This window comes from Pseudomonas fluorescens, from assembly GCF_004683905.1.
Taxonomy (GTDB): Bacteria; Pseudomonadota; Gammaproteobacteria; order Pseudomonadales; family Pseudomonadaceae; genus Aquipseudomonas; species Aquipseudomonas putida_A.
Map to the genome: position 1 here is coordinate 2,504,773 of NZ_CP038438.1, position 26,513 is coordinate 2,531,285.

24 protein-coding genes are annotated in these 26,513 nt (G+C 61.1%); 9 read left to right on the forward strand and 15 right to left on the reverse strand.

Features of this window, described 5'->3' with window-relative positions; all coding sequences use genetic code 11:
• Position 1 precedes the first annotated feature (1 nt).
• On the reverse strand, positions 2-1,237 hold the full coding sequence (locus E4T63_RS11315) for a 3-methyl-2-oxobutanoate dehydrogenase (2-methylpropanoyl-transferring) subunit alpha (protein WP_003224001.1): 1,236 nt from the start codon (positions 1,235-1,237) through the stop codon (positions 2-4).
• A 185-nt stretch (positions 1,238-1,422) separates the two neighbouring features.
• Here E4T63_RS11315 and bkdR point away from each other — a divergent pair, with 185 nt between their 5' ends.
• Positions 1,423-1,920 (forward strand): Bkd operon transcriptional regulator BkdR, encoded by a 498-nt coding sequence (bkdR, locus tag E4T63_RS11320; RefSeq protein ID WP_135295482.1) that lies wholly within the window; start codon positions 1,423-1,425, stop codon positions 1,918-1,920.
• Here the strand turns inward: bkdR and E4T63_RS11325 are convergent.
• Entirely contained in the window at positions 1,907-2,770 is an 864-nt protein-coding gene (locus E4T63_RS11325; protein WP_098968221.1) for an MBL fold metallo-hydrolase, read from the reverse strand. The two genes, bkdR and E4T63_RS11325, sit on opposite strands and share 14 nt — an antisense overlap.
• Positions 2,771-2,861: 91 nt before the next feature.
• On the opposite strand from E4T63_RS11325, the gene E4T63_RS11330 reads away from it, so the two are divergent.
• From E4T63_RS11330 to E4T63_RS11340, 3 genes are all read left to right on the forward strand, one after another.
• Positions 2,862-3,203 (forward strand): ArsR/SmtB family transcription factor, encoded by a 342-nt coding sequence (locus tag E4T63_RS11330; RefSeq protein WP_007965280.1) that lies wholly within the window; start codon positions 2,862-2,864, stop codon positions 3,201-3,203.
• Between the two features lie 166 nt (positions 3,204-3,369).
• Positions 3,370-4,614, forward strand: a complete 1,245-nt coding sequence (locus E4T63_RS11335; RefSeq protein WP_135295483.1) for an NAD(P)/FAD-dependent oxidoreductase — start codon at positions 3,370-3,372, stop codon at positions 4,612-4,614.
• Positions 4,615-4,623: 9 nt separating this feature from the next.
• On the forward strand, positions 4,624-5,424 hold the full coding sequence (locus E4T63_RS11340; protein ID WP_098968223.1) for a sulfite exporter TauE/SafE family protein: 801 nt from the start codon (positions 4,624-4,626) through the stop codon (positions 5,422-5,424).
• Between the two features lie 102 nt (positions 5,425-5,526).
• Here E4T63_RS11340 and E4T63_RS11345 read toward each other — a convergent pair whose 3' ends face one another.
• From E4T63_RS11345 to E4T63_RS11375, 7 genes are all read right to left on the reverse strand, one after another.
• Positions 5,527-6,807, reverse strand: coding sequence for a TRAP transporter large permease (locus E4T63_RS11345; RefSeq protein WP_122608249.1), 1,281 nt, complete (start codon positions 6,805-6,807; stop codon positions 5,527-5,529).
• Complete coding sequence (locus tag E4T63_RS11350) at positions 6,807-7,334, reverse strand: TRAP transporter small permease (protein WP_135295484.1); 528 nt, start codon at positions 7,332-7,334, stop codon at positions 6,807-6,809. The genes E4T63_RS11345 and E4T63_RS11350 overlap by 1 nt, the downstream gene beginning before the upstream one ends.
• A gap of 76 nt (positions 7,335-7,410) precedes the next feature.
• Positions 7,411-8,382, reverse strand: a complete 972-nt coding sequence (locus E4T63_RS11355) for a TRAP transporter substrate-binding protein (RefSeq protein ID WP_135295485.1) — start codon at positions 8,380-8,382, stop codon at positions 7,411-7,413.
• Positions 8,383-8,446: 64 nt separating this feature from the next.
• On the reverse strand, positions 8,447-9,340 hold the full coding sequence (locus E4T63_RS11360) for an SMP-30/gluconolactonase/LRE family protein (protein WP_135295486.1): 894 nt from the start codon (positions 9,338-9,340) through the stop codon (positions 8,447-8,449).
• Positions 9,341-9,370: 30 nt separating this feature from the next.
• A complete protein-coding gene (locus E4T63_RS11365; RefSeq protein ID WP_135295487.1) occupies positions 9,371-10,195 on the reverse strand; it encodes an NAD-dependent epimerase/dehydratase family protein in 825 nt (274 codons plus the stop codon).
• Between the two features lie 282 nt (positions 10,196-10,477).
• A complete protein-coding gene (locus E4T63_RS11370; RefSeq protein WP_098968228.1) occupies positions 10,478-11,773 on the reverse strand; it encodes an OprD family porin in 1,296 nt (431 codons plus the stop codon).
• 165 nt (positions 11,774-11,938) lie between these two features.
• The gene (locus tag E4T63_RS11375; RefSeq protein ID WP_135295488.1) at positions 11,939-12,889 is read right to left on the reverse strand and encodes a polysaccharide deacetylase family protein; all 951 of its coding nucleotides are present in this window, start codon (positions 12,887-12,889) and stop codon (positions 11,939-11,941) included.
• A 267-nt stretch (positions 12,890-13,156) separates the two neighbouring features.
• On the opposite strand from E4T63_RS11375, the gene E4T63_RS11380 reads away from it, so the two are divergent.
• Positions 13,157-14,812, forward strand: coding sequence for an MFS transporter (locus E4T63_RS11380; protein WP_135295489.1), 1,656 nt, complete (start codon positions 13,157-13,159; stop codon positions 14,810-14,812).
• Positions 14,809-15,951, forward strand: a complete 1,143-nt coding sequence (locus E4T63_RS11385) for an HlyD family secretion protein (protein ID WP_027613204.1) — start codon at positions 14,809-14,811, stop codon at positions 15,949-15,951. The genes E4T63_RS11380 and E4T63_RS11385 overlap by 4 nt, the downstream gene beginning before the upstream one ends.
• Positions 15,952-16,069: 118 nt before the next feature.
• Here the strand turns inward: E4T63_RS11385 and copD are convergent, their stop codons facing one another.
• Both copD and copC read right to left on the reverse strand, forming a co-directional pair.
• Positions 16,070-16,927, reverse strand: a complete 858-nt coding sequence (gene copD, locus E4T63_RS11390) for a copper homeostasis membrane protein CopD (protein ID WP_135295490.1) — start codon at positions 16,925-16,927, stop codon at positions 16,070-16,072.
• Between the two features lie 3 nt (positions 16,928-16,930).
• The gene (copC, locus tag E4T63_RS11395; RefSeq protein WP_098968231.1) at positions 16,931-17,293 is read right to left on the reverse strand and encodes a copper homeostasis periplasmic binding protein CopC; all 363 of its coding nucleotides are present in this window, start codon (positions 17,291-17,293) and stop codon (positions 16,931-16,933) included.
• Positions 17,294-17,431: 138 nt separating this feature from the next.
• On the opposite strand from copC, the gene E4T63_RS11400 reads away from it, so the two are divergent.
• The gene (locus E4T63_RS11400) at positions 17,432-18,052 is read left to right on the forward strand and encodes a TetR/AcrR family transcriptional regulator (protein WP_007965266.1); all 621 of its coding nucleotides are present in this window, start codon (positions 17,432-17,434) and stop codon (positions 18,050-18,052) included.
• A gap of 329 nt (positions 18,053-18,381) precedes the next feature.
• On the opposite strand, the gene preA is transcribed toward E4T63_RS11400, so the two are convergent.
• The 3 genes from preA to hydA form a co-directional block, all read right to left on the reverse strand.
• The gene (gene preA / locus E4T63_RS11405) at positions 18,382-19,656 is read right to left on the reverse strand and encodes an NAD-dependent dihydropyrimidine dehydrogenase subunit PreA (protein WP_135295491.1); all 1,275 of its coding nucleotides are present in this window, start codon (positions 19,654-19,656) and stop codon (positions 18,382-18,384) included.
• Positions 19,657-21,024 (reverse strand): NAD(P)-dependent oxidoreductase, encoded by a 1,368-nt coding sequence (locus E4T63_RS11410; protein ID WP_135295492.1) that lies wholly within the window; start codon positions 21,022-21,024, stop codon positions 19,657-19,659.
• Between the two features lie 159 nt (positions 21,025-21,183).
• On the reverse strand, positions 21,184-22,623 hold the full coding sequence (gene hydA, locus E4T63_RS11415; RefSeq protein WP_135295493.1) for a dihydropyrimidinase: 1,440 nt from the start codon (positions 22,621-22,623) through the stop codon (positions 21,184-21,186).
• Positions 22,624-23,247: 624 nt separating this feature from the next.
• Between hydA and E4T63_RS11420 the strand changes: the two genes are divergently transcribed.
• Both E4T63_RS11420 and E4T63_RS11425 read left to right on the forward strand, forming a co-directional pair.
• Positions 23,248-24,732 carry an NCS1 family nucleobase:cation symporter-1 gene (locus tag E4T63_RS11420; protein ID WP_135295494.1) on the forward strand — a complete coding sequence of 495 codons (1,485 nt, stop codon included), beginning with the start codon at positions 23,248-23,250 and terminating at the stop codon, positions 24,730-24,732.
• Between the two features lie 144 nt (positions 24,733-24,876).
• Positions 24,877-26,160 carry a Zn-dependent hydrolase gene (locus E4T63_RS11425; RefSeq protein ID WP_135295495.1) on the forward strand — a complete coding sequence of 428 codons (1,284 nt, stop codon included), beginning with the start codon at positions 24,877-24,879 and terminating at the stop codon, positions 26,158-26,160.
• 130 nt (positions 26,161-26,290) lie between these two features.
• Here the strand turns inward: E4T63_RS11425 and E4T63_RS11430 are convergent, their stop codons facing one another.
• Positions 26,291-26,500 (reverse strand): hypothetical protein, encoded by a 210-nt coding sequence (locus E4T63_RS11430; RefSeq protein WP_003224027.1) that lies wholly within the window; start codon positions 26,498-26,500, stop codon positions 26,291-26,293.
• Positions 26,501-26,513 lie beyond the last annotated feature (13 nt).

Consider the following 26,513-nt stretch of genomic DNA (forward strand, 5'->3'; position numbering starts at 1 on the left):
GTCAGATCCCCAACTGCTGACGCTGGCGCTTCAAGTGCTCCGGCATCTCTTTGTAGACGTCTTCGAACATGGTCGCGGCGCTTGGAATCTGCCCGCCGGCGAGGGTGCCGTACTGTTCGGCCTGTTTCTGCGCGGCAATCACTTCGGCTTCGAGCTCGGCGCTGACGGCGGCGTGCTCTTCTTCCGACCAGTGGCCGACCTTGATCAGGTGCTGTTTCAGGCGGGCAATCGGGTCGCCCAGCGGGAAGTGGCTCCAGTCATCGGCAGGACGGTATTTCGACGGATCGTCGGAGGTCGAGTGCGGGCCGGCGCGGTAGGTGACCCATTCGATCATGGTCGGGCCGAGGTTGCGCCGGGCGCGTTCGGCAGCCCAGGCGGAAGCGGCGTAGACCGCGTAGAAGTCGTTGCCATCGACCCGCAGCGAGGCGATTCCGCAACCGACGCCGCGTCCGGCGAAAGTGGTGGCTTCACCCCCGGCGATGGCCTGGAAGGTCGAGATCGCCCACTGGTTGTTGACCACGTTGAGGATCACCGGCGCGCGGTAAACGTGAGCGAAGGTGAGGGCGGTGTGGAAGTCCGATTCGGCGGTGGCGCCGTCACCGATCCAGGCCGAGGCGATTTTCGTGTCGCCCTTGATCGCCGAGGCCATGCCCCAGCCGACGGCCTGAATGAACTGGGTGGCGAGGTTGCCGGAGATGGTGAAGAAACCGGCGTCCTTGACCGAGTACATGATCGGCAACTGCCGGCCCTTGAGCGGATCACGCTCGTTGGACAGCAGTTGGCAGATCAGGTCGACCAGCGGTACTTCGCGGGCCATCAAAATGCTTTGCTGACGGTAGGTCGGGAAGCACATGTCGTCGATGTTCAAGGCCAGGGCCTGGGCGCTGCCGATGGCTTCCTCGCCAAGGCTCTGCATGTAGAACGACATTTTTTTCTGGCGCTGGGCGACCACCATGCGGTTGTCGTAGATCCGCGTCTTGAGCATGGCGCGCATGCCCTTGCGCAGGATCTCGACCGGCACGTTTTCAGCCCAGGGGCCGAGGGCGTTGCCCTGATCGTCGAGCACCCGAATCAGCCCACGCGCCAGGTCGGCGGTGTCGGCAGGTTCGACGTCGATGGAAGGTTTGCGCACCGTGCCGGCATCGGTCAGATGCAGGTAGGAGAAGTCGGTTTTGCAGCCTGGGCGGCCCGAGGGTTCAGGGACGTGCAGACGCAGCGGTTCATACGCTTGGGTCATGGCTTCTACGCTCGATCTTGTGAATTTCTTGTAGTGAGCTGGCAATCATTCTTGGGTGAAAGAAATCTTGTCCTACAACAATCATAGGCCCGGGCCAGAAGAATATTTCTCTCTGTTTCGTTGCGCTGGAGACGATTTGCAGATAGAAATTCTGCATAAACATAAAAAACAGGTGGTTTTGTCTCATGCGCAAACTGGACCGTACCGACATCGGCATTCTCAACAGCCTTCAGGAGAACGCGCGCATCACCAACGCCGACCTCGCGCGCTCGGTGAACCTGTCGCCGACGCCGTGTTTCAACCGGGTCAAGGCGATGGAGGAATTAGGGCTGATTCGCGAGCAGGTGACGCTGCTGGATGCCGATCTGCTGGGGCTGCATGTGAACGTGTTCATTCACGTCAGCCTGGAGAAACAGGTCGAGGAGGCGTTGCAGCATTTCGAAGAGGCGATCTCCGACCGCCCCGAGGTGATGGAGTGCTACCTGATGGCCGGCGACCCGGACTATCTGATCCGGGTGCTGGTGCCGACGATTCAGGCGCTGGAGAGGTTCATGATGGACTTTCTGACCAAGGTGCCGGGGGTGGCGAATATCCGCTCGAGTTTTGCCTTGAAGCAGGTGCGCTACAAGACGGCGTTGCCGTTGCCGGCGAATGGTTTGACGCTGGGACTTAAAGCTTGTTGATCGGCACCTTCAGATACACGACACCATTGTCCTCGGCCGCCGGAAAATTCCCCGCCCGCACATTCACCTGAATCGCCGGCAGCAACAGCGTCGGCATGCCCAACCCGGCATCGCGTTTGGTGCGCATCTCGACAAACGCCGCCTCGTCGATCCCGTCATGCACATGAATATTGCTCAGACGCTGCTCACCGACGGTGGTCTGGCATTGCGCAGCGCGGCCCTCGGGCGGGTAGTCGTGGCAGACGTAGAGTTTGACGCTGGCCGGGAAGGCCAGCAGTTTGTGGATCGAGTTGAACAGCTGATGCGCGTTGCCGCCGGGGAAGTCGCAGCGGGCGGTGCCGACATCGGGCATGAACAGCGTGTCGCCGACCAGAATCTGTTCGCCGTCGATCAGGTAGGCCATGTCTGCCGGAGTGTGGCCGGGGACGTGCAGGGCGGTGGCCTTGAGGTTGCCGATCTTGAACGACTCGTTCGGCGCGAACAGGTGATCGAACTGCGAGCCGTCAACGCAGAATTCCGGTTCCAGGTTGAACAGCGCCTTGAACACGTTCTGCACCTTGCTGATGGACTGGCCGATCGCAATCTTGCCGCCCAGTTCGCGGCGCAGGTACGGCGCGGCGGACAGGTGGTCGGCGTGTGCGTGGGTTTCCAGCAGCCATTGCACCTGCAAGTGGTGTTCTCGGACGAAGGTGATGATTTTGTCGGCCTGCGCGGTGCAGGTGCGACCGGCGGCGCCGTCGTAATCGAGTACCGGGTCGACGATTGCACACTGCCCGCCATCGGCTTCATAGACCACGTAGCTGTAGGTCGAGGAGGCGGGGTCGAGGAAAGCTTCAATCTGCGCGGGCATGGACACCAACCTGAATCAGGGAAATGGGTTGCAACACTTTATCTAAAAACATAATGTTCGCAGCTTAAGTGACGTTGAAGGCATCGTGCAAATGCAATCCAGTCTGACCGAATGTGAAGTCGCCCAATTGCGGGCGTCCGCCTCCAAGGCCTGCGCGCTGCTCAAGGCGCTGGCCAATGAGGATCGCCTGTTGATCCTGTGCCAGCTGACCCAGGGCGAGCGCAATGTCGGCGAGCTGGAAAAAATGACCGGCGTGCGCCAGCCGACCCTGTCCCAGCAACTGGGCATCCTGCGCGATGAAGGCCTGGTGGCGACTCGTCGTGAAGGCAAATACATCTTTTACGGTCTGGCCAGTCCTGAAGTGATTCAGGTGATGAAGACCCTGTCCGGGTTGTATTGCGGAGCGGTGCTGAAAAGCCTGGGCCATCAATAAATGTCAGCCACCACACAATCTCTGTAGGAGTGAGCCTGCTCGCGATAGCGGTGTATCAGCCAACATCTTCATAGACTGACATACCGCTATCGCGAGCAGGCTCACTCCTACAATGGATTTGTGCGATGGCCAAGAAATCCTTGCATGCAGCAATAAGGAACAAGCAATGAACGATCAACACTGGGGCCTATCCATCAGTGCCGATATCGTGGTCATCGGCGGCGGCACCGCCGGCATCGGCTTCGTCGCCAGTCTGCTCAAGCGTGATCCCACTCTTAAAGTCACTGTGATCGAGCCAAGCGTCCAGCACTACTACCAACCGGCGTGGACGCTGGTCGGCGGTGGCGCCTACGACGTCAAGGACACCGTGCGGCCGATGAGCAAAGTGATGCCGCGTCAGGCCACCTGGATTCAGGCGGCGGTGACCGGTATCGATCCCGATCTGCGCCAGTTGACCCTCAACGATCAGCGCACCGTCACTTACCAGAACCTGATCGTCTGCCCCGGCCTGCGTCTGGCCTGGGAGAAGATCGAAGGCCTGCAGGAAAGCCTCGGCCAGCATGGCGTGACCTCCAACTACAGCTATCAGCACTCGCAGTACACCTGGGATCAGGTGCAGAAACTGCGCGGCGGCAAGGCGCTTTTCACGCAGCCGGCGATGCCGATCAAATGCGCCGGCGCGCCGCAGAAGGCGTTGTACCTGTCGTGCGATCACTGGCGCAAAACCGGCGTGCTGAACAAGGTCGAGGTTGAATTCAACCTGGCCGGCGCTGCGTTGTTCGGTGTCGCGACCTTCGTCCCGCCGCTGATGAAGTACATCGAAAAGTACAACGCGCAACTGGCCTTCAACTCCAACCTGGTCAAGGTCGACGGCCCGGCGAAAACCGCCTGGTTCGAGGTCAAGGATGCTGACGGCAACCTCACCACACAGGCGAAAACCTTCGATCTGCTGCACGTGGTGCCGCCGCAAGTCTCGCCGGATTTCATCGCCCAGAGCCCGCTGGCCGACGCTGCCGGCTGGTGCGAAGTCAATCCGCACAGCCTGCAACATCCGCGTTACCCCGAGGTGTTCGGCCTCGGTGATATCTGCGGCACCAGCAATGCGAAAACCGCTGCCGCCGTGCGCAAGCAGGTCGTCGTAGTCGCCGAAAACCTCTTGGCCCTGCGCAAACAACAACCGCTGCCACTGAAGTACGACGGCTACGGTTCGTGCCCGCTGACGGTGGAGAAGGGCAAGGTGATCCTCGCCGAGTTCGGCTACGGCGGGAAGTTGCTGCCGACCTTCGCCCTCGATGCGACCGTGCCGCGCCGCTCGGCGTGGTTCCTCAAGGCGACGCTGCTGCCGTGGTTCTACTGGAACGGCATGCTCAAGGGCCGCGAGTGGCTGACCGGTTTGTCCAAAGTCGACTGAGAACTCCCTATGTTGCTGGCAAGTCTGTTTGGCGTGTTGATGGGGCTGATTCTCGGACTGACCGGGGCGGGCGGCGGGATTCTCGCGGTGCCGGCGCTGGTGCTTGGCCTCGGCTGGAGCATGACCCAGGCCGCGCCCGTGGCGTTGTTCGCCGTCGGCAGTGCGGCGGCAGTGGGCGCGATCGACGGTTTGCGCCATGGGCTGGTGCGCTACCGCGCGGCGCTGCTGATCGCCGCGCTTGGCGCGGTATTTTCGCCACTGGGCATCTATTTTGCGCACCAGTTGCCGGAGAAGATCCTGATGATCCTCTTCAGCCTGCTGATGGTCATGGTGGCCTGGCGCATGCTGCGCCGCGAGCGTGCGCAAACGGGGCCGAGCGACCACGGCCACGCCAGTTGGGGGCAGAAAAACTGCATGCTCAATGAGCAGACCGGGCGTTTCGACTGGACCGCCAAATGCACCGCGACCCTCGCGGCGCTGGGTGCGGTGACCGGCGTGGTCTCGGGCTTGCTCGGCGTCGGCGGTGGCTTCCTGATCGTGCCGGCGTTCAAGCAACTGACCGATGTGCAGATGCGCGGGATTGTCGCGACGTCGCTGATGGTGATCAGCCTGATTTCGGCGATTGGTGTGATCGGCTCGTTTCACGCGGGTGTGCGGATTGATGCTCAGGGCGCGGCGTTTATCGTGGCCAGCATCGTCGGCATGATCATCGGCCGCAAACTGTGCGCGCGGGTGCCAGCGCGGACGTTGCAGGTGGGGTTTGCCAGCGTGTGTCTGGTGGTGGCGGGGTATATGTTGTTGCGTGCCTGAATGTTGGCAGATCAAAAGATCGCAGCCTTCGGCAGCTCCTACAGGAAGCGCATTCCCATGCAGGAGCTGTCGAGTGAAACGAGGCTGCGATCTTTCAGGCTGTTACAACACCAGATGCGGTAGCCACAGGGAAATGGCGGGGATGTAAGTGACCAGCATCAACACCAGAAACAGCACCGCATAAAACGGCAGCAGCGCCTTCACGGTGCTTTCGATACTGACCTTGCCCACCGCCGAACCGACAAACAGCACCGCACCCACCGGCGGTGTTATCAGCCCGATCCCGAGGTTGACCAGCATGATCATGCCGAACTGCACTGGATCGACACCGATGCCGAGAATCACCGGCATCAGGATCGGCGTCAGAATCAGGATCAGCGGCGCCATGTCCATCACCGTGCCGAGCAACAGCAGCATGACGTTGATGCACATCAGGATCACGTAACGGTTGTCCGACAGGGTCAGAAACAGCGTGGTGATTTTCGCCGGAATCTGCATCAGGGTCATGATGTAGCCGAAGCTCGCGGCGAAACCGATCAGGATCATCACGATGGAAATGGTGCGTACCGTGCGGTGCATCAGCTTCGGCAGTTCACGCCACTTGTAGTCACGGTAGATGAACATGGTCACGAAGAACGACCACAACACGGCGATGGCCGCCGATTCCGTGGCGGTGAAGATCCCCGAGAGGATGCCGCCGAGGATGATCACCATCGCCATCATGCCCCAGAGGGCTTCGCCGACGATTTTCAGCGCCTGGCGCATCGGGATCACTTCACCCTTGGGGTAGTTGCGCTTTTTCGCGAAGATCAGGCACAGCACCATCAGGCAGGCGCTCATCATCAAGCCCGGCACGATGCCGGCCATGAATAGCGAGGCAATCGAAACCGTACCACCGGCGGCCAGGGAGTAGAGCACCGAGTTATGGCTGGGTGGCGTGAGCAGGGCTTGTACAGAGCCGCTGACGGTCACCGCGGTGGAGAAATCCCGTGGATAGCCTTTGCGTTCCATTTCCGGAATCAGCACCGAACCCACCGACGCGGTGTCGGCCACCGAGGAACCGGAGATCGCGCCGAAGAAGGTCGAGGCGACAATGTTGACCAGCGACAGACCACCGCGCACAAAACCCACCAGCACCCCGGCACACGCCACCAAGCGCCGGGACATGCCGCCCTCGGCCATGATCGCGCCGGCCAGGACGAAGAACGGAATGGCCAGCAGCGAGAACTTGTTCACCCCCGACGCGACCTGGATCATCACTGCCTGGAACGGGATGTCGATCCACCACGCACCGATCAGCGCGGCGGCGCCCAGCGCATAGGCGACCGGCATGCCGATCAGGATCAATACGATAAAACTGCCCAGCAGAATCAGAGCGTCCATTAAGCGCCACCTTCACTTTCTTCAACCAGATCGAACTGCACGACCCGCCGTTTGCTCTGGTCACCGAGCAAGAGTTTTTCCAGGACGAAAACCAGCGTCAGCAAGCCGCCCACGGGAATCGGCAGATAGGTCACGCCAACCCGCAGATCGGGGAGGGCCGCCATGAACTGGTTCCAGGTGGACATGCACAACTTGGCGCCCCAGATGGTCATGAAAATGCAGATCGACGCCATGAGCAGTTGCGAGAATATCGCCGCCGCAGATCTCAGCCGGGGTGGCATACGGTCGGTGAGCATGGCCACAGCCATGTGCGCGCCGGCGCGGTAACTGGCGGCGGCACCGATGAAGGTGAACACCATCATCAGCAGGATCGCCGTCGGCTCTGGCCAGCTCGAACCGGTGCCCAGCACGTAGCGGGCGAACACGCCCCAGGGAATCATCAGGGAAATCGCCAGGACGGAAAGGCCGGCGACCCAGATGCACGTCATGTAGATCTTGTCGTTGATACGCAGCAGCAGATTCTTCATCGGGTTCCACCGTAACCGGGCGCGCCTGAGTGATCAGGTGCGCCGGGCCTGGTTAATGAGGACGGAGCGGGAGGCGTTACTGAACGGCTTCGATTTTCTTGATCAGGTCGGCGTACTTCGCACCGTACTTTTCCCGCACCGGTGCGGTGGCGTCGTAGAAGGGTTTCTTGTCGACCTCGATGAACTCGACGCCAGCGGCCTTGAGTTTTTCTTCGCTGGCAGCGGACTTCTTGTCCCACAGCACGCGCTCTTCAGCCTGGGCAGCCTTGGCGGCGGTCTTGACCAGCGCCTGTTGATCCGGGGTGAGTTTTTCCCAGGTGATTTTCGACATCACAATCGGCTCTGGCAGGATCAAGTGACCGGTCAGGCTGTAGAACTTGGCGTTCTGGAAGTGGTTGTGTTCGAGCAGGGTCGGCGGGTTGTTTTCCGCGCCGTCGATCACGCCGGTTTGCAAGGCGCTGAAGATTTCCCCGGTGTCCATGGCGATACCGTTTCCGCCCATGGCGTTCATCATGTCGATGAACATCGGGTTGCCCTGGACACGAATCTTCATGCCCTTGAGGTCTTCGAGCTTGCGCACCGGTTTCTTGGTGTAGACGTTGCGCGTGCCGCCGTCCATCCAGGCCAGGGCCACGAGGCCGAATTCGGAGTTGGTGATTTTGTCGAGGATCTCGTCGCCCACTGCGCCGTCGATGACGTTACGCATGTGTTGATGGTCGCGGAAGATGAACGGCATGTTGAACACGTTCACATCCGGCACTACCGGGCCGACGATACCCAGGCTGACGCGAGACAGCTGTACCGCGCCGACTTGCATCTGCTCGATGACTTCCTTTTCTGAGCCCAGCACACCCCCGGGAAAGTATTGGAAGGTCAGCTCGCCGTTGGTTTCCCGGGTCAGGGTCTTGCCCATGTTTTCTTCGGCCACCACGGTGGGATAACCGGCGGGATGGATGTCAGCGAATTTGAGTTGCAGGGCCTGGGCGGCGCCAGTGAAGGTGAACATCAGCGGGAGTGCAGCGGCCAGCAAGGTGCGTTTGAAGTTCATGGGGGTGAGTCTCCAGTCTTGTTATTGTTGTGTTCAAGGCGCAGCGGTGCAGCAGAGGCGGGTGTTACAGGGAATCGTCGAACAGCGGTTCTTCCAGGCCTTTGACCCCAGGGTTGAGGGCGAACACGCCGCCGGCCAGGGATTGCGGATCGCGGTCGTCGCCGGGGCGAATCGAGGTCACGAAGAGGGTGTCCATGCGGCTGCCGCCGAAGGCACACATCGTCGGTTTCTTCACCGGCACTTCCAGCGAGAAATCGAGGCGGCCGTCCGGGGCAAAACGGTGAATCAGTCCGGCGTCGTTGGCGCAGATCCAGTAGCAGCCTTCGGCATCCACGGCAGCGCCATCCGGCCGGCCGGGGAAGTGGTTCATGTCAACGAAGATCCGCCGATTCGACGGGGTGCCGGTCTCGGTGTCGTAATCGAAGGCCCAGATCAATTGCACGTGCGGATGTGAATCGGACAGGTACATCGTCTTGCCGTCAGGGCTGAAGCCGAGGCCGTTGGGCACGATGAACCCGTCGAGTTGCGCTTCGATCACACCAGACTGCCCGGCGCCGTAGCGGTAGAGGCGGCCTTCGGATGCGTTCAGGCCCATGTTCAGCACCATGCTGCCAGCCCAGAAACGGCCCTGGCGGTCGCAGCGACCGTCGTTGAGGCGCATGTCTGCTCGGCTGTGCTCGACGGTGGCGAGCCATTCGCTGTCGAGGCTGCCATCGCTGTGCGGGTGCAGATGAAAAAAGCCGTTCTCCATGCCGGCAACCCAGCCGCCACCGCTGTGACGGGCGATGCAGGCGAGCATTTGCGGGGTTTTCCAGGCATGCACATGGCCGGTGTCAGCGCTCCAGCGTTGCAGCCCGCCGTTGGGAATATCGACCCAATACAGCGCGTTTTCCTGCGGCACCCAGACCGGGCTTTCGCCCACGGCGTTGCGCGCATCGACGATCAATTCGGCTTGCATACTCATTCCTTTGCGTCGTTGGCAGAGTGTTCAGTCGCCGAAGGGGCCGGCCGCGACGAACGCGCCGCCCTGATAGACCCGCGCCGGGTCATCGGCGGCGGGCATTGGCTGCGCTTCGACTTTTTCGCGGAACACTTCGGAGTTGTCCTTGGCTTCAAAACCGAGGTGGCTGGCGAAGCGGTTGTCCCACCAGACGTCCTTGTTGGCGGACATTCCATAGACCACGGTATGGCCCACGTTTGGCGTGTACAGCGCGCGTTCGAGCAATTGCGTGAGGTCGTCGAAACTCAGCCAGGTGTGCATCATTCGGCGGTTCTGCGGCTCGGGGAACGAGGAGCCGATGCGGATGCTGACGGTCTCGATGCCGTAGCGATCAAAGTAGAAACTGGCCATGTCTTCGCCGTAGGACTTGGACAATCCGTAGTAGCCGTCGGGGCGGCGGGCGCAGCTGGCGTCGAGCGGCTCGTCCTGTTTGTAGAAGCCGATGACGTGGTTGGAACTGGCGAAGATCACTCGCTTCACACCATGGCGGCGTGCAGCTTCGTAGATGTGAAATACGCCGCAGATGTTGGCGCCGAGGATTTCTTCGAAGGGCCGCTCCACGGAGACACCGCCGAAATGCAGGATCGCGTCGACGCCTTCGACCAGTTGGTGCACTGCCTGTTTGTCGGCAAGGTCGCAGGGGACGATTTCTTCGCGATCATCAATGGCTGGGGCGAGGGCGGCGATGTCCGACAGGCGCAGGACATGGGCATAAGGGCGCATACGTTCGCGCAGGACTTTGCCCAGGCCACCGGCAGCGCCGGTCAGCAGCAGACGGTTGAACGGGGCGCGGGGAATAGAGGTAGACGTCATGGCAATCCCTTACACGTTGTTATTAGGTTTGTTGTAGGTTGTCGTATGACTGCGCTGAAGTATCGGTAGGGTTTCCGGAACTTGTCAACGCGACTTTTGGGGTAAATGACGGAAGGGGCTCATTCACTTTTCAATCACCGCGACGCCTTCGTTGCAATGCAATCCCCCTGTGGGAGCGGGCTTGCTCGCGAAAGCGGTGTGTCATTGAAAGATGAATTGACTGACCCGACGCATTCGCGAGCAAGCTCGCTCCCACAGGGAAACCCGGTGTGAGGACTGGCTTTACAACAACGAAATCGGATAGCTGATAAAGACCCGGTTCTCGTCGAACTCATTGGTGCTGAAGTCCCGGCGTATCGTCGCGTTGCGCCATCTCACGTTGAGGTTTTTCAGCGGCCCGCTCTGCACGGTGTATCCCAGTTCCGACTCGCGCCCCCATTCCTTGCCGTCGGTTATCGTCCCGGTGTGCACGTTATCGCCGCTGATGTAGCGGTTCATCAGGGTCAGGCCGGGAATGCCGAGGGCGACAAAGTTGTAGTCATGCCGCAACTGCCAGGAGCGCTCTTTGGCGTTGTCATAACTGGCGTTGTAGCTGTCGTTGGCCAGGGTGCCGCCGCTGGTGCCGTTGACCCGCATCCACGCGTCATCGCCGCTGAGTTTTTGCAGGCCGACATAGAAGGTGTTGCCGCCGTAGCGGGCCGACAGCATGGCGAACGCGGTCTTGTTATCGAGGTCGCCGGCCTGGGCGCTGCCGTCTTCCTTGCCGGTGAAGAAACCGAGGTTGGCGCCCAGCGTCCAGTCACCCAGCGGCTGGCTGTGGCTGAGGTTGAAATACTGCTGCTGGTAGATGTCGCTGAGTTCGGCGTACCACACGCCGACCAGGGTGCGCTTGTCGTTGAAGGTGTATTCGCCGCCGCCGAAGTTGAAACGGTCGGAGGTGAAGGCGCCGCGGCCGTTCATCGACATGTCTTCCATGCTGGCGTCGTTGCGCGGGCTGTTGCCACGGAACTGCCCACCGTAGAGGGTCAGGCCGTTGATTTCGGTGGAGGTGATCTGGCCACCGCGAAAGGTCTGCGGCAACGAGCGGCCATCGTCCGAGCGCAGGATCGGCAGCACCGGCATCCATTCGCCAACCTTCAATTCGGTCTTCGACACCTTGGCCTTCAGCGCCACGCCGAGGCGACCGAAGTTGTCCGCCGGACGCCCGTCATCGTGAATCGGCAACAGTTGCGTACCGCCGGTGCCCTTGCCGCCATCGAGTTTTTGCGAATACATCCCCAGCACATCGAGACCGAAGCCGACGGTGCCTTGGGTGAAGCCGGATTTGGCATCAAGGATGAAGTTTTGCGTCCACTCTTCAGCCTTGCCCTGCGGGTAGTTCGGGTTGACGAAGTTGCGATTGAAGTAGGCGTTGCGCAGGTTCAGCGTGGCTTTGCTGTCTTCGAGGAAGCCTTCGGCGTCGGCGCTCATCGGCAAAACCAGGGCGAGGCTGCTGCAGCCGATCAAACTCAGGGTGGAACACGGGCGGGGGAAGGAAATACGGGACGTGCGAACGGAATTGCAGACGAGTGTGCTCACTGTGACGCTCCCTGTTGTTGTTTTTATTATTTGTCATACGTCGTCGTACAACATGGTTGCGGATAGTTGCGAGGTTTTCCGTAAAAGTCAACAGGGCTTGTTACGATTATTTTGCACGAGGTGGCAGCCCTCCAAATGCTGCGAAGAGGGCTGTTTTCGGCGGGTTTACCGGTTATAGAGCGCCTCTGTGTTGTCGATCAGCGGGTTTTTCTCGGTCAGGACGATCCGGGCGATCTGGTCCTTGCGCATGAATGTCACCTTCGGATGCGCCTGCGCATAGCGGATAAAGCGTTCCATCGCCTCGACCATCGCCGGAGTGCCGCCGATGCGATCGTGCAGACTCACTGACATCATCCGCCGCTTGCCAGCTCCTTCGGAGTACAGCCGATCAAATTCCAGAACCAGTTGCTGATAGAACTGCTCGGCGGAGAAATGCCGACCCTCGATCAACACGATGTCGTTGTTGCGCAAGGTATACGGCACCACGGCGAATTTGCGCCCACGGACCATGGTCACGAACGGTTCGTCGCGGCTGACATCATCGATGTGGTAGGTGAAATTCAGGTCTTGCAGGACCTTCAGCGTGTTGGGGCTGCGCCGCAGCCAGTTGGCGTTGTAGCCCACCGAGCGCTGGCCGGTGAGTTTTTCCACCGCGTTGACACCGTCGCCGATGAACTGTTTTTCCTGGTCGTAACTCATGTTGTAGGAATCGGCCCAGCGCATGCCGTGGGCTGCCAGTTCGTGGCCGCGCTCGGCAATCGCTTTCGCCAGTTCCGGGTGCTTGAGCGCCGCTTCGCCGACCACATGCGAGGTGACCTTGATCCCGGTGCGATCCCACAGGTCGAGCATCCGCCACAGGCCTTCCTTGTAGCCATAATCAAACCAGGTCTGCGCCGGCAGATCCGGGTAGCCCTTGGGCAATGGGCTGCCGGAAAACGGACTTTCCGCACCTTCGGGCTGGCCGCCGGTTTCGAACTGCATCGACACCGAAATCACCAGTTGCGAGCCGTCCGGCCACGGGCGTTCCTGGGCGAAGGCGAGGGCGGGCAGCAACAGGGCGGCAGCCAGAAGGTTTTTCAGCAGGCGTGGGGAGCGTTGCCGGTGGGGCGTGGTCATAACGGGCACCTTGCAGGTTGAGAAGGGCTGCAAGGGTGGCAGTTGCCCGCCGCGGGAAAAATCCGTTGCGGGCGAGAGGACCTTTAAACAGAATTTACGAATCCACCGCGAACCCTGTGGGAGCGGGCGTGCCCGCGATAACGGTCTGCCAGTCAGCCTGTTGCCGAGCCGACTGCCGTCATCGCCGGCAAGCCAGCTCCCACAGGATTGTGGGTTTGCCGCAAGATTTGCGGCAAACTCCCGGCAACACAAGCACAAGGCCTTTCAATGGATCGATACGCCCCGCGCGACTGGCAGCCTCACGAGAAGCCCAGTCTGCCCGGTTCCCCCTCGACGCCGCTGCACTCCAACCCCAAGCGCCTGGCCTATGCGCTGGTCGGGCTGCTGGTGGCGGTGACCGGTGGTTTGGGTAACTCGCTGGTGGTCGCCAACCTGCCTTACCTGCAAGGCGCGCTGGGCGCGACCACGGCGGAGATGGCCTGGCTGCCAGCTGCTTACGTGATGACCAACGTGTCGATGAACCTGCTGCTGGTGAAGTTTCGCCAGCAGTTTGGCCTGCGTGCATTCACCGAAGTGTTTCTGGTGCTGTATGCGCTAGTGACGTTCGGTCATCTGTTCGTCAACGACTTGAGCTCGGCCATCGCGGTGCGGGCGGCGCACGGCATGGTCGGTGCGGCGCTGAGTTCGCTGGGTCTGTATTACATGGTTCAGGCGTTTCCGGCCAAATGGCGGTTGAAAGCGCTGGTGCTGGGCCTCGGCGCCTCGCAACTGGCGCTGCCGCTGGCGCGCCTGTTCTCCGAAGACTTGCTGCAGATTGCCGAATGGCGCGGCTTGTACCTGTTCGAATTGGGCATGGCCTTGCTGTCGCTGGGCTGCGTGCTGCTGCTCAAGTTGCCGCCCGGTGATCGCTTCAAAACCTTCGAGCCGCTGGACTTTCTGACCTTCGCCATTCTCGCCAGCGGCGTGGCGCTGCTCTGCGCGGTGTTGTCGCTGGGACGCATCGACTGGTGGCTGGAAGCCAACTGGATCGGCTACGCGCTGGCGGCCTCGATTGCCCTGATCCTCGCCGGCCTGGCGATCGAACACAATCGCAGCAACCCGATGCTGATGACCCGCTGGCTCGGCAGCGGCACGATGATCCGCCTGGCGCTGGCGGTGACCCTGATCCGCATGGTCACCTCGGAACAGTCCACCGGCGCCGTCGGTTTCATGCAGAACCTCAACATGGGTTATGAGCAGTTGCACAGCCTGTATGTGGTGATGCTGATCGGCAGCGTCGCCGGGCTGGCGACCAGCGCCCTGACCATCGACCCCAAGCACCTGCTGATGCCGTTGATCATCTCGCTGGCGCTGATGGCGACCGGTTCGGTGATGGACAGTTTTTCCAATAACCTGACCCGCCCGCAAAACCTGTATTTCAGCCAGTTTCTGCTGGCCTTCGGCAGCACGTTTTTTCTTGGGCCGACCATGGTGTTCGGCACCCGCAACGTGCTGACCAATCCGCGCAATCTGGTGAGTTTTTCGGTGTTGTTCGGGATCTGCAACAACCTCGGCGGCCTGCTTGGCGCGGCGTTGTTGGGCACGTTCCAGATCGTGCGCGAGAAATTCCATTCCAGTCACCTGGTCGAGCATCTGACGTTGTCCGATCCGTTGGTGGCTGCCCGTGTGCAGAGCGGCGGGTCGGCTTACGGTTCCTTGCTGGCCGACCCGAGCCTGCGCAATCTGGCCGGGATGCGCAGCCTGTCCAACGCGGCCACTCGCGAAGCCAACGTGCTGGCCTATAACGATGTATTCATGCTGATCGCCGTGATTGCGGTGCTGACCATGATCTGGCTGTCCATTCGTGCGCTGTGGCTGATGAGCACCACCAAAGCCGTCGACCCCGCGCCTTCCGTACCTCCTAGCGGTGCTTCCAATTCATGACCGAACCCACCACCACAACCACCAATGCCATCGCCGCCACCCCGGAAGGCGTGGCACCGCCGTCCTCGCCGAACACCGAGCCGCGCTCGCTGCGGGTGCGGATCATCTCGTCGCTGGGCTTTGCCGCGATTGCCATCGTCGGTGTGCTGATCGTGCTCTACGCCTGGCAGTTGCCGCCGTTCAGCAGTGCGGTCGAAACCACTGAAAACGCCCTGGTGCGTGGCCAGGTGACGATCATCGGCCCGCAGCTCAGCGGTTATGTGTTCGAGGTGCCGGTGCAGGACTTCCAGTACGTGAAGGCCGGCGATCTGCTGGTGCGCCTGGACGACCGGATTTATCAGCAGCGCCTCGACCAGTCGCTGGCGCAACTGGCGGTGCAGAAAGCCGCGCTGGCCAACGTGGTGCAGCAACGTAACAGCGCCGAAGCGACGATCAAACTGCGTCAGGCGGTGGTGGCCGACAGCGAAGCGCAGTTGCGCAAAAGCGAGGCGGATCTGCGGCGTAACAAGGAGCTGGTGAGTGACGGCTCGGTGTCGAAACGCGAGATGGACGTGACGCTCGCGGCCAATGCGCAGAGCATTGCGGCGGTGGCGCAGGCCAAGGCCAATCTGGAAATCGCCCGGCAGGATCTGCAGACGGTGATCGTCAATCGCGGTTCGCTGGAAGCCTCGGTGGCCAGCGCTGAAGCGGCGGTGCAACTGGCGCGGATCGACTTGTCGAATACGCGCATCGTCGCCCCGCGTGACGGCCAGCTCGGGCAGATCGGCGTGCGCCTGGGCGCTTACGTCAACTCCGGTGCGCAACTGATGGCGTTGGTGCCGAACCAGAAATGGGTGATCGCCAACATGAAGGAAACCCAGATGAACAATGTGCGCGTCGGGCAGCCGGTGCGCTTCACCGTTGATGCGCTGAACCACCGCAAGTTCACCGGCCATGTGCAGCACATTTCGCCCGGCACCGGTTCGGAATTTGCCCTGTTGCAGGCCGACAACGCCACCGGCAACTTCGTGAAAATCGCCCAGCGCGTGCCGGTGCGGATCACCATTGATGAGGGGCAGCAGGAAGAGGAACGCTTGCGCCCGGGGATGTCGGTGGTGGTCAGCATCGACACCGCGGCGGGTGACACACAACCGCATTGACCTGCGCAGATCAAAAATGTGGGAGCGGGCTTGCTCGCGAAAGCGGTGTGTCAGGCGATATTTTCGTATCTGATACACAGCCTTCGCGAGCAAGCCCGCTCCCACAGTCTGATTGGGTTTATCCAGCAATCATCGGCGGCAGGGTACCGAGCAGGGAGACGGCCGCCACCGCACCCATCCCCAACAACCACTCCAGCACCACACTGCGCTTGAGCGCGCCCATCCGCTGTTCGCAATCATCAATCCGCAAGCGATTGAACAGCGCCAGCGCGAGCATGCCCAGCACCAGCAAGGCCTTGATCAGCAGAATCAAGGCAAACCCTGCAAAGAGCGGCGTCGGCCACCATTGCCCGGTCAGCACGCGCACGTTGATCAACCCGGTGATCAGAAGGCCGCCAACGATCGCATAACCGACACCGCTGAAGCGTTGCAGGATCCGGCCCATTGCTGTGCTCGGCTGACGCAGGATCAACACCAACAGCAACAAGCCGCCCAGCCATGCAGCGACGCAAGTCAGATGAACGATCTGGTTGAGGATCAGCAGTTGCCCGCTGAGGCCGTCGAGCATCGCGCCGTGACCGACCGGCGCCAGGGTCGCCAAGAGCAGCGCGCTCAAGCCCAGGCGCAGCAGCACATTCGAACGCCACGGCGTGAACAGCAGTGCCAGCAACAGCGCGTTGATCAGCAGATGCCAGCGCCAGACCTGGCCGAAAAAGGTGTTGCCGAGCACCACGCCAACAGTGTCCGGATCGAACGCTGCCGCCGCCGAACCGGCCATGCTCGCGGTGATCAACAGTGCCCAGGTGACACCGCTGACCAACGCAATCGCGGTCAGCCCACGCGCCAGTCGCGCCAGATGCCGATCCAACGTCGGCACTGGTGCCTTGAGCAGCAACAGCCGGAACAACCAGGCGCCGAACAGCATCAACACCGCGCTGAAATGCACAAAACGGCACAGCACCAGCGCTTCACTCATGAATTACTGGCCAACCTTGAACTGGTAGGCGCCTTCGCTCTTGTGTGTGTCGACCGACACCGCGTGCCATTCGACTTTGTATTCACCGGCACCGAGCGGTGCGGCAGGGGTGACGATCAGGGTTTTCTTGTCGCCTTCGGTGGTCAGCGGTTTGATTGCGACCGGGGCGCCGTCGTGGGTCAGGCTGACTTTGGTGAAACTGGCTTCGACGCCTTCAGAAAAGGTCAGGCGCAGATCGGCCGGCGTGGCGACGGTGCTGTCGGCGGCCGGGGTGGCACTTTTCAGGTGGGCGTGGGCGAAAACCGAAGATGCGGCGAACAGCGAAGCGAGCAGGGCAGTGGTGGTCAGGACGTTCTTGAACAGCATCGCGGATACCTCTGAGGCAGGACAAAGAAGCGCCAGTTTAGCCATGCGCCGGCCTTCATACGAAGTTTTGTTTGCAGCGGTCGCCCCGAGGCCAGAGCGGATGCTAGTCTTCAACAACGTCGTTGTCAGGGAGCCCTCATGGGCAATCACAAGATCGAGATCCGTCGCAGTAACGTCGAGAAAATCCTGCTCGCGGCGGAAAAAGTCTTCGCCGAAAAAGGTTTCGGCGGCACCGCCATGGCCGACATCGCCGCCGAAGTGCAGCTGCCGCGTTCCAACCTGCATTACTACTTCTCGACCAAAAGCGAACTGTACAGCGCGGTGCTGTTCGACCTGCTGGAGGTGTGGAAACAGGACGCGCTGTGCTTCGAGATGTTCGATGACCCGCGGGTGGTGCTCAGCAGCTACATCCGCGCCAAGATGAACCACTCGCGCAGCCGGCCGCACGGCTCGAAAGTCTGGGCCAACGAGATCATCCACGGCGCGCCAACGTTAGGCGAGGCGCTGGATGTCAGCCTGTATGACTGGGCGAAAATGAAGGAAGCGAAGATCCGCCAATGGGTTGAGGACAAGCGGATTCTGCCGGTGGAGCCGTCGAGCCTGCTGTACATGATCTGGGCTTCGACCCAGCATTACGCCGACTTCGATCATCAGGTGAATATTCTCAACGAGCATCAACCGCTGTCGGACATGCAGTTCGAGCGGGCGGTGCAGACGGTGACCAGTGTGATTTTGCGCGGGATCGGGTTGGAGCCCTGAAGCAAGAGCTGACCCTCACCCCAGCCCTCTCCCGGAGGGAGAGGGGGCCGACCGAGGTGTCTTGCGAGTTACATCGACCTGAAAAATCCAGTCGAATATGGACTCAAAAAGCCGTCCGTGCCTGTGCATGCATCGATTTTGGATTCAAAGCCGTCCGTGCCTGTGCATGTATCGATTTTGGATTCAAAGCCGTCCGTGCCTGTGCATGTATCGATTATGGATTCAAAGTAAATCGCTCAAGTCGGTGGATTTCTGAAATATCCCCCAATCAGTCCCCTCTCCCTTTGGGAGAGGGTTAGGGTGAGGGGGCTGTTGGATCAGCCGGCGATCTAGACGGCAACGTGGTAAGGATTCCTCGGATCATGATTCCAGTCCAGAAACGGCTTGCCGGTTTCCATCGGCACCATCTCGATACAGTCCGCCACCGGACAAGTGATCTGGCACAGATTGCAGCCGACACACTCATCATCGATCACTTCATATTTATGCGTGCCGTCGGCCTGTTTCAAGCTGCTGATCGCTTGGTGTGAAGTGTCCTCGCAAGCAATGTGGCAACGCCCGCAACCGATGCACGCGTCCTGGTCGATCTTGGCGATTACCTGGTAGTTGATGTCGAGGTACTTCCAGTCGGTGGTATTGCCCACCGCGCGCCCGGAGAACTCGGCGATGTTGGCGTAGCCTTGGCTGTCCATCCAGCGCGACAGCCCGTCCTTCATCTCCTCGACAATCCGGAAACCGTGGAGCATCGCCGCCGTGCACACCTGCACCGCGCCACTGCCCAGCGCGATGAACTCCGCCGCGTCACGCCAACTGCCGATGCCACCAATGCCGCAGATCGGCAGGCCCTGGGTCTGTGGATCACGGGCGATTTCGGCGACCATGTTCAGCGCGATCGGTTTGACGGCCGAGCCGCAGTAACCGCCGTGGGTGCTCTTGCTGCCGACGGTGGGCAGGGCGACCATGTGTTCCAGGTCGACGCTGGTGATCGAGTTGATGGTGTTGATCAGCGACACCGCATCGGCGCCCCCGCGATGCGCAGCGCGGGCGGCGACACGGATGTCGGTGATGTTCGGTGTCAGTTTGACGATCACCGGTAGCGAGCAATAGGTCTTGCACCAGCGCGTCACCTGCTCGACGTACTCCGGCACCTGACCGACCGCCGCGCCCATGCCGCGCTCGGGCATGCCGTGCGGGCAACCGAAATTCAGCTCGATGCCGTCAGCACCGGTGGCTTCCACCAGCGGCAGGATGTGTTTCCACGATTCCTCGACGCACGGCACCATCAGCGAGACGATCAGCGCACGGTCCGGCCAGTCCTTCTTGACCTGTGTGATCTCGCGCAGGTTGATTTCCAGCGAGCGGTCGGTGATCAGTTCGATGTTGTTGATGCCCAGCACCTCGCGGTTGTTGCCGTAGTGCGCCGAGTAGCGCGACGAGACGTTGACCGCTGCCGGGTCCTCGCCGAGGGTTTTCCAGACCACGCCACCCCAGCCGGCCTCGAAGGCGCGGACCACGTTGTAGGCCTTGTCGGTCGGTGGCGCGGAGGCCAGCCAGAACGGATTGGGCGCTTTGATGCCGGCGAAGACTATCGAGAGATCGGCCATTTATGCAGCCTCCACGTTGAGCATCAGTTGCGCATTGATCGCCTCGGCGGCGAGTTTGCCGTGTTGCACCGCTTGCACGGTGAGGTCCTGATCGAGGCTGGTGCAGTCGCCGCCGGCATACACGCCGGGAATGCTGGTGCGCAGGTTGTCATCGACCTGAATCCGTTCGCCCTGACGCTTGAGTTCACGGGCCAGCGGGTCGGCGAGGGCGCTGCTGTCGAAGGCCTGGCCGATGGCTTTGAAGATCGCGTCGGCGACCAGTTCGAAGGTCTCGCCAGTGGTTTGCAGGCGACCGTCGACCAGTTGTGTACGGGCGAAACGCATGCCGCGCACCTTGCCTTGCGAGTCGAGCAGCACTTCCTCCGGTTGTGCCCAGGTCAGCAGGCGCACCTGATTGGCTTTGGCGATGTCTTGTTCGTGACCGGTGGCGCCCATGTCCGCCGCGCCCCGGCGATATACCAGATTCACGTCACGCGCTCCGAGGCGGGCCATTTGCACGGCCATGTCGATCGCGGTGTTGCCGGCGCCGAGGACGATGCAGCGTTCGGCCAGTGGCAGTTGCGTCAGGTCATCGGCCTGGCGCAGTTCGCGGATGTAGTCGGTGGCGGCGAGCAGGCCGGGCGCGTCTTCGTGGGCCAGACCGAGCTGTTTGCTGGCGTTGAGGCCGAGGCCGAGGAACACCGCGTCGAACTGCTGATGCAGCTCGCTGAGGGTCAGATTCTCGCCGAGTTTCTGTCCGTGACGGATTTCGATGCCGCCGATCTGCAGGAGGAAATCCAGCTCCTTCTGCGCGTAGTCGTCGACCAGTTTGTACTTGGCGATCCCGTATTCGTTGAGGCCGCCAGCCTTCTCCCGTGCTTCGAAAATCACCACGTCATGCCCGTGCATCGCACTGCGGTGGGCGCAGGACAAACCCGCTGGCCCGGCGCCGACCACGGCGATGCGCTTGCCGGTGCTCGCCGCACGCTGGAACGGGTGCTCGGTGAAGTGCGCGTTGTCCACGGCGTAGCGTTGCAACAGGCCGATCAGCACTGGCGCGCATTCCTGGGCGTTGTTGCGCACGCAGGCTTGCTGACAAAGGATTTCCGTCGGACAGACCCGGGCGCAACTGCCGCCGAGGATGTTCGCCGAGAGAATTTTCTGCGCCGCACCGGGCACGTTGTCCTGATGGATATTGCGGATGAACGACGGAATATCGATCTCGCTTGGGCACGCGTTGACGCATGGCGCGTCGTAGCAATACAGGCAGCGCGAGGCTTCCAGATGCGCCTGCCGGGCGTTGAGCGGTGGCGCCAGATCGGTGAAATGGCCGGCGAGGGCGGCCGCGCTTTCGTGCGGGTGCGGGAGATGGTTCAGGGTCTCGATCACGGTTTTTTGCCTCACGGTTATTGAGGTTCTCTGCCTCTGATGGGCAGTGGTTTTTTTGTTGTCTGGACGGGCCCCTTCGCGAGCAAGCCCGCTCCCACATTTTGGAATGCGTACACCCTGTGGGAGCGAGCTTGCTCGCGAAGGCCGAAGGCCTGGATTTCAGCGTTTCACCGCAGTCGGCTTTTGTAATTCAGCCCGCTTGCTCAGCAAATCAAACACCGCCGGATACGCCGGCCGTTCGATGTACCGCCCGGCCCCACGCTCGGCGCGCAGGTCGCCGTCGGCCCAGACCACTTTGCCCTGGCTGACGGTATGGCTCGGTACGCCGCGCACGGTCTTGCCTTCGAAGATGTTGAAGTCCACCTGCTGATGGTGGGTCTTGGCGGAGATGGTGCGGCTGCCTTGCGGGTCCCACAGCACCAGGTCGGCATCGGCGCCGACGCGGATCGCGCCTTTGCGCGGGTAGAGGTTGAAGATTTTCGCGGTGTTGGTGGAGGTGAGGGCGACGAAGTCCTGCATCGACAAACGTCCGCTGTTGACCCCTTCATCCCACAGCACCGCCATGCGGTCTTCAATGCCGGCGGTGCCGTTGGGGATCTTGCTGAAGTCGTCGCGACCGGCGGCTTTCTGCTCGGCGCAGAAGCAGCAGTGGTCAGTGGCGGTGGTGTGCAGATTGCCGCTTTGCAGACCGTGCCACAGCGCTTCCTGATGCCCGCGCGGGCGGAACGGCGGGCTCATCACGTAACCGGCGGCGGTCTGCCAGTCCGGGTGCTGGTAGACGCTGTCGTCGAGCAGCAGATGCCCGGCCAGCACCTCGCCGTACACCGGTTGACCCTTGCTGCGGGCGTAGGTGATTTCGTCCAGCGCTTCCTTGGTGGAAACGTGCACCAGATACAACGGCGTGCCGATGGTCTCGGCAATACGAATCGCCCGGCTCGCCGCTTCGCCTTCCACCTGCGATGGCCGCGACAGTGGATGCGCTTCCGGCCCGGTAATGCCTTGGGCCATCAACTTGCGTTGCAGGTGATAGACCAGCTCACCGTTTTCCGCGTGCACGGTCGGCACGGCGCCGAGTTCCAGGCAGCGTTCAAAACTTGCCACCAGCGTGTCGTCGGCGGCCATGATCGCGTTCTTGTAGGCCATGAAATGCTTGAAGCTGTTGATCCCGTGATGGCTGACCAGCTCGGCCATTTCCTCACGCACTTGCTCGCTCCACCAGGTGATCGCGACGTGGAAGCCATAGTCCGATGCCGACTTCTCGGCCCAGCCGCGCCACTGATGAAACGCTTCCATCAACGACTGCTGTGGATTGGGAATCACGAAGTCGATGATCGAGGTAGTGCCGCCGGCCAGACCTGCAGCGGTGCCGCTGTAGAAGTCTTCGCTGGCCACGGTGCCCATGAAAGGCAGTTGCATGTGAGTGTGTGGGTCGATGCCGCCGGGCATCAGGTATTGGCCGCTGCCGTCGAGCACTTCGGCGCCGGCGGGAACATCCAGGTTCTGACCAATGGCTTTGATCACGCCGTCGGCGCAATAGACGTCGGCGCGATAACTTTCATCATGGGTAACAACGGTGGCGCCACGGATCAACAGAGACATTCCGAGTTCCTCGCAGGCATGACCGACTTGTGCCGGTTCTAAATGTTTTATTGATGTACAACGCTGATCGGCGTATTCCTGTCAGCGCTGTCAGGAATAGAAGCTAGTCGCAGTTTTGAAATTGATCAAGATTATTTTTTATAAGCTTATGACTGTTTTAACTGTATGAAAAATAACGATAAAAACTGCAAATCACCAAAATGGTGAGGCTGTTCACCATTTTGACGCACTTGACAGGATGGAAATATGAGCAAGATTTCCTATGTGAAATCAGCCGCTTGAAGTTGAGCTGCGGCTGATTGCCCATGATGAAAAAAAGAGCAGTGCACCAGATTGAGTCCTGACATTTCGGACAACGTTGGCAAACGTTTGGCCTGAGCGTGCAGACAAGTTTTCGCGGACCCTTTCGTTGAATAATTAAAACCGAGCAATATCAGAAAGTTGCAATGTGTTTGAACCACGGCCCTACCGTTAAGCGGGGCACCCGGCACGTTTATTGATGCCGCCGCTGACACCATGGCCGGTACACGAAAGTTGTCAGTTCCTCCGGCCATCGTCCGGCTCGCACCCCGTGTGCAGCCGCCTGATGAGCAAAAAAATAATCAGAAGAACAGTGGAGCGGCCATGCAACAGAACAGATCGCAAGTGACCGAGCGCGACGGCTTGTTCGAACTCGAAGCCGGCAGTGACGTCCTCGACAGTCCCCGTTACAACCACGACATGGCACCGACCAAGGTGCGCGAACGAACCTGGAATAAATGGCACATCACCGCGCTGTGGGTCGGCATGTCGGTGTGCGTGCCGACCTACACCCTCGGCGGCGTGCTCACCGCGTATTTCGGCCTGACCGTCGGCGAAGCGCTGATGGCGATTCTGCTGGCCAACGTCATCGTGCTGATCCCGTTGACCCTCAATGCTTTCCCCGGCACCAAGTACGGCATTCCATTCCCGGTGCTGCTGCGCTCGTCGTTCGGCGTGCTCGGTTCCAACGTGCCGTGCCTGATTCGTGCACTGGTGGCGTGTGGCTGGTTCGGCATTCAGACCATGTTCGGCGGGTTGGCGATTCACCTGTTTCTCGGCTCGGTATTCGAGGGCTGGAAATCCCTCGGCGGCACGGGCGAGGTGATCGGCTTCATGATTTTCTGGTCGCTGAACCTGTGGGTGGTGATCCGTGGCGCCGAGTCGATCAAATGGCTGGAAACCCTGTCCGCGCCGCTGCTGGTGGCAGTCGGCATTGGCCTGCTGGTGTGGGCGATGCCCAATGTGTCGATGACCGAGCTGCTGGCGATTCCACCGAAACGCCCGGAAGGCGCGAGCGTGGTCAGTTACTTCGCCGCCGGGCTAACAGCGATGGTTGGCTTCTGGGCCACGTTGTCGCTGAACATTCCTGACTTCAGCCGCTACGCCAAGAGCCAGAAGGACCAGATCCTCGGGCAGATTTTCGGTCTGCCGCTGACCATGTTCCTGTTCGCTTCGCTGGGTGTGGTGATGACTGCCGCGTCGGTGAAACTGGTCGGCGTGACGGTGTCCGACCCGGTGAGCCTGATCGGCCATATCCAGAGCCCGGTGTGGGTGGCGGTGGCCATGGCACTGATCATCATCGCCACGCTGTCGACCAACACCGCAGCGAACATTGTCTCGCCGACCAACGACTTTCAGAACATCGCGCCCAAGGTGATCAACCGCACCAAAGCGGTGTTGCTCACTGGTTTAGTGGGGCTGGCGTTGATGGCCCACGAGCTGCTGAAAAAGCTCGGGCTGATCGTTTCCGATGTCAGCTTGGAAACCGTGTATTCCAACTGGCTGCTGGGCTATTCGAGCCTGCTCGGACCGATTGCCGGGATCATGGTGGTGGACTATTTCCTGATCAAGAAACAGCAGCTGGACCTGGCCGGGCTTTATCGCGACGACGTGTATCCGGCGTGGAACTGGGCCGGGTTTACCGCATTTGGCGTGCCGGTGGTGCTGACCTTGCTGTCGCTGGGCAGCGATGCGTTCAGTTGGTTTTACAGCTACGGCTGGTTTACCGGTTCGGCGCTGGGTGGGGTGATTTATTACGGGTTGTGTTCGATGCGAAGCAGCCCCTCTGTTGTGAAATCTTCGGTGTGAGGAATGGCCCCTTCGCGAGCAAGCCCGCTCCCACAGGGTGAACGCATTCCAAATGTGGGAGCGGGCTTGCTCGCGAAGACGGCCTCAAATACACACAAGAACTGCCTGTAGAAACTCATAAAAAAACTGCCTGAGGAGATCAACATGAACGCAGCCGTAGACGTTCTGCAATCCACCCATCAGCACATCAACCGCGACCGCCTCTGGGCCTCGCTCATGGAACTGGCCAAGCTCGGTGCCACGGTCAAGGGCGGGGTCTGTCGTCTGGCCCTGACCGACCTCGACCGTCAGGCTCGTGACCTGTTCGTGCAGTGGTGCAAGGACGCCGGGTGCAGCGTCACGGTGGATGAAGTCGGCAACATCTTCGCCCGCCGTCCCGGGCGCAATCCGAACCTGCCGCCGGTGATGACCGGCAGCCACATCGACACCCAGCCCACCGGCGGCAAGTTCGACGGCTGTTTCGGCGTGCTCGCCGGCGTCGAAGTGCTGCGCACCCTCAATGACCTCGGCGTAGAAACCGAAGCGCCGCTGGAAGTGGTGGTCTGGACCAACGAAGAAGGCTCGCGCTTTGCTCCGTGCATGATGGGTTCCGGCGTGTTCGCCGAGAAATTCACCCTTGAAGAAACTCTGGCCAAGGTCGATGCCGACGGCGTCACCGTCGGCGAAGCCCTGAATGCCATCGGCTATGCCGGTTCACGCAAGGTCAGCGGGCACAAGGTCGGCGCCTATTTTGAAGCGCACATCGAACAAGGCCCGATCCTCGAAGACGAACAGAAAACCATCGGCGTGGTACTCGGCGCTCTCGGGCAGAAGTGGTTCGACCTGAAACTGCGCGGCGTCGAAGCCCACGCCGGGCCCACGCCGATGCACCTGCGCAAGGACGCGCTGGTCGGCGCCTCGGTCATCGTTGGTGCGGTCAACCGCGCCGCCCTCGGCCATCAACCCCACGCCTGCGGCACCGTCGGTTGCCTGCAAGCCTACCCCGGTTCGCGCAACGTCATCCCTGGCGAGGTGCGCATGACCCTCGACTTCCGGCATCTGCAGCCAGCGCGTCTGGACTCGATGATCGCCGAGGTGAAGCAGGTCATCGACGCCACCTGCGAGGAACACGGCCTGACCTATGAGCTGACCCCGACTGCAGACTTTCCGCCGCTGTACTTCGAAAAGGGCTGCGTCGAGGCGGTACGCGGCGCGGCAAAAGGCCTTGGCCTGTCGCACATGGACATCGTCAGCGGCGCCGGGCATGACGCGATCTTCCTCGCCGAACTCGGTCCTGCGGGGATGATTTTCGTACCGTGCGAAGGCGGGATCAGCCACAACGAAATCGAGAATGCCGCGCCGGAAGATCTGGCGGCCGGGTGTGCGGTGTTGTTGCGGGCGATGCTGGCGGCTTCGGCGATGGTGGCGGAGGGGCAGCGCGCGGCCTGAAAACGCGGCGTGACCTGTGGGAGCTGGCTCGCCAGCGATGGCGGTGGACCAGTCGACACTGGATTAACTGAAAGTCCGTCATCGCTGGCAAGCCAGCTCCCACAGGTTTTTGTTCAGTTGAGTAAAGTGATCAGCCGGGCCGGTCATTCTTGCCCGCTGTGCCCTGGCGTCGGTCGGGGCCGTTGGGGTTGCCGACATCCAGCAACCGTCGTTCGACCAAAACATTCTCCAGCGCCTGACGCTCGACCGGCGCCATTTGGTGTTCGCGCTTTTTCAGCTCCAGCAGAATCGGGCTGGACCAGGTGCGATAAGTCTGTTCGATGTTGCGACGCGACGTCATCAGTCTCTCCTTG

Coding starts and splice junctions, on each gene's coding strand:
- copC (WP_098968231.1), bottom strand. CDS start 17,293: ATGCTGTTCAAGAACGTCCTGACCACCACTGCCCTGCTCGCTTCGCTG.
- E4T63_RS11315 (WP_003224001.1), bottom strand. CDS start 1,237: ATGACCCAAGCGTATGAACCGCTGCGTCTGCACGTCCCTGAACCCTCG.
- E4T63_RS11420 (WP_135295494.1), top strand. CDS start 23,248: ATGCAACAGAACAGATCGCAAGTGACCGAGCGCGACGGCTTGTTCGAA.
- E4T63_RS11325 (WP_098968221.1), bottom strand. CDS start 2,770: ATGCCCGCGCAGATTGAAGCTTTCCTCGACCCCGCCTCCTCGACCTAC.
- bkdR (WP_135295482.1), top strand. CDS start 1,423: ATGCGCAAACTGGACCGTACCGACATCGGCATTCTCAACAGCCTTCAG.
- E4T63_RS11345 (WP_122608249.1), bottom strand. CDS start 6,807: ATGGACGCTCTGATTCTGCTGGGCAGTTTTATCGTATTGATCCTGATC.
- copD (WP_135295490.1), bottom strand. CDS start 16,927: ATGAGTGAAGCGCTGGTGCTGTGCCGTTTTGTGCATTTCAGCGCGGTG.
- E4T63_RS11360 (WP_135295486.1), bottom strand. CDS start 9,340: ATGCAAGCCGAATTGATCGTCGATGCGCGCAACGCCGTGGGCGAAAGC.
- E4T63_RS11375 (WP_135295488.1), bottom strand. CDS start 12,889: ATGACCACGCCCCACCGGCAACGCTCCCCACGCCTGCTGAAAAACCTT.
- E4T63_RS11350 (WP_135295484.1), bottom strand. CDS start 7,334: ATGAAGAATCTGCTGCTGCGTATCAACGACAAGATCTACATGACGTGC.
- preA (WP_135295491.1), bottom strand. CDS start 19,656: ATGGCCGATCTCTCGATAGTCTTCGCCGGCATCAAAGCGCCCAATCCG.
- hydA (WP_135295493.1), bottom strand. CDS start 22,623: ATGTCTCTGTTGATCCGTGGCGCCACCGTTGTTACCCATGATGAAAGT.
- E4T63_RS11340 (WP_098968223.1), top strand. CDS start 4,624: ATGTTGCTGGCAAGTCTGTTTGGCGTGTTGATGGGGCTGATTCTCGGA.
- E4T63_RS11425 (WP_135295495.1), top strand. CDS start 24,877: ATGAACGCAGCCGTAGACGTTCTGCAATCCACCCATCAGCACATCAAC.
- E4T63_RS11385 (WP_027613204.1), top strand. CDS start 14,809: ATGACCGAACCCACCACCACAACCACCAATGCCATCGCCGCCACCCCG.
- E4T63_RS11430 (WP_003224027.1), bottom strand. CDS start 26,500: ATGACGTCGCGTCGCAACATCGAACAGACTTATCGCACCTGGTCCAGC.
- E4T63_RS11365 (WP_135295487.1), bottom strand. CDS start 10,195: ATGACGTCTACCTCTATTCCCCGCGCCCCGTTCAACCGTCTGCTGCTG.
- E4T63_RS11335 (WP_135295483.1), top strand. CDS start 3,370: ATGAACGATCAACACTGGGGCCTATCCATCAGTGCCGATATCGTGGTC.
- E4T63_RS11400 (WP_007965266.1), top strand. CDS start 17,432: ATGGGCAATCACAAGATCGAGATCCGTCGCAGTAACGTCGAGAAAATC.
- E4T63_RS11380 (WP_135295489.1), top strand. CDS start 13,157: ATGGATCGATACGCCCCGCGCGACTGGCAGCCTCACGAGAAGCCCAGT.
- E4T63_RS11330 (WP_007965280.1), top strand. CDS start 2,862: ATGCAATCCAGTCTGACCGAATGTGAAGTCGCCCAATTGCGGGCGTCC.
- E4T63_RS11355 (WP_135295485.1), bottom strand. CDS start 8,382: ATGAACTTCAAACGCACCTTGCTGGCCGCTGCACTCCCGCTGATGTTC.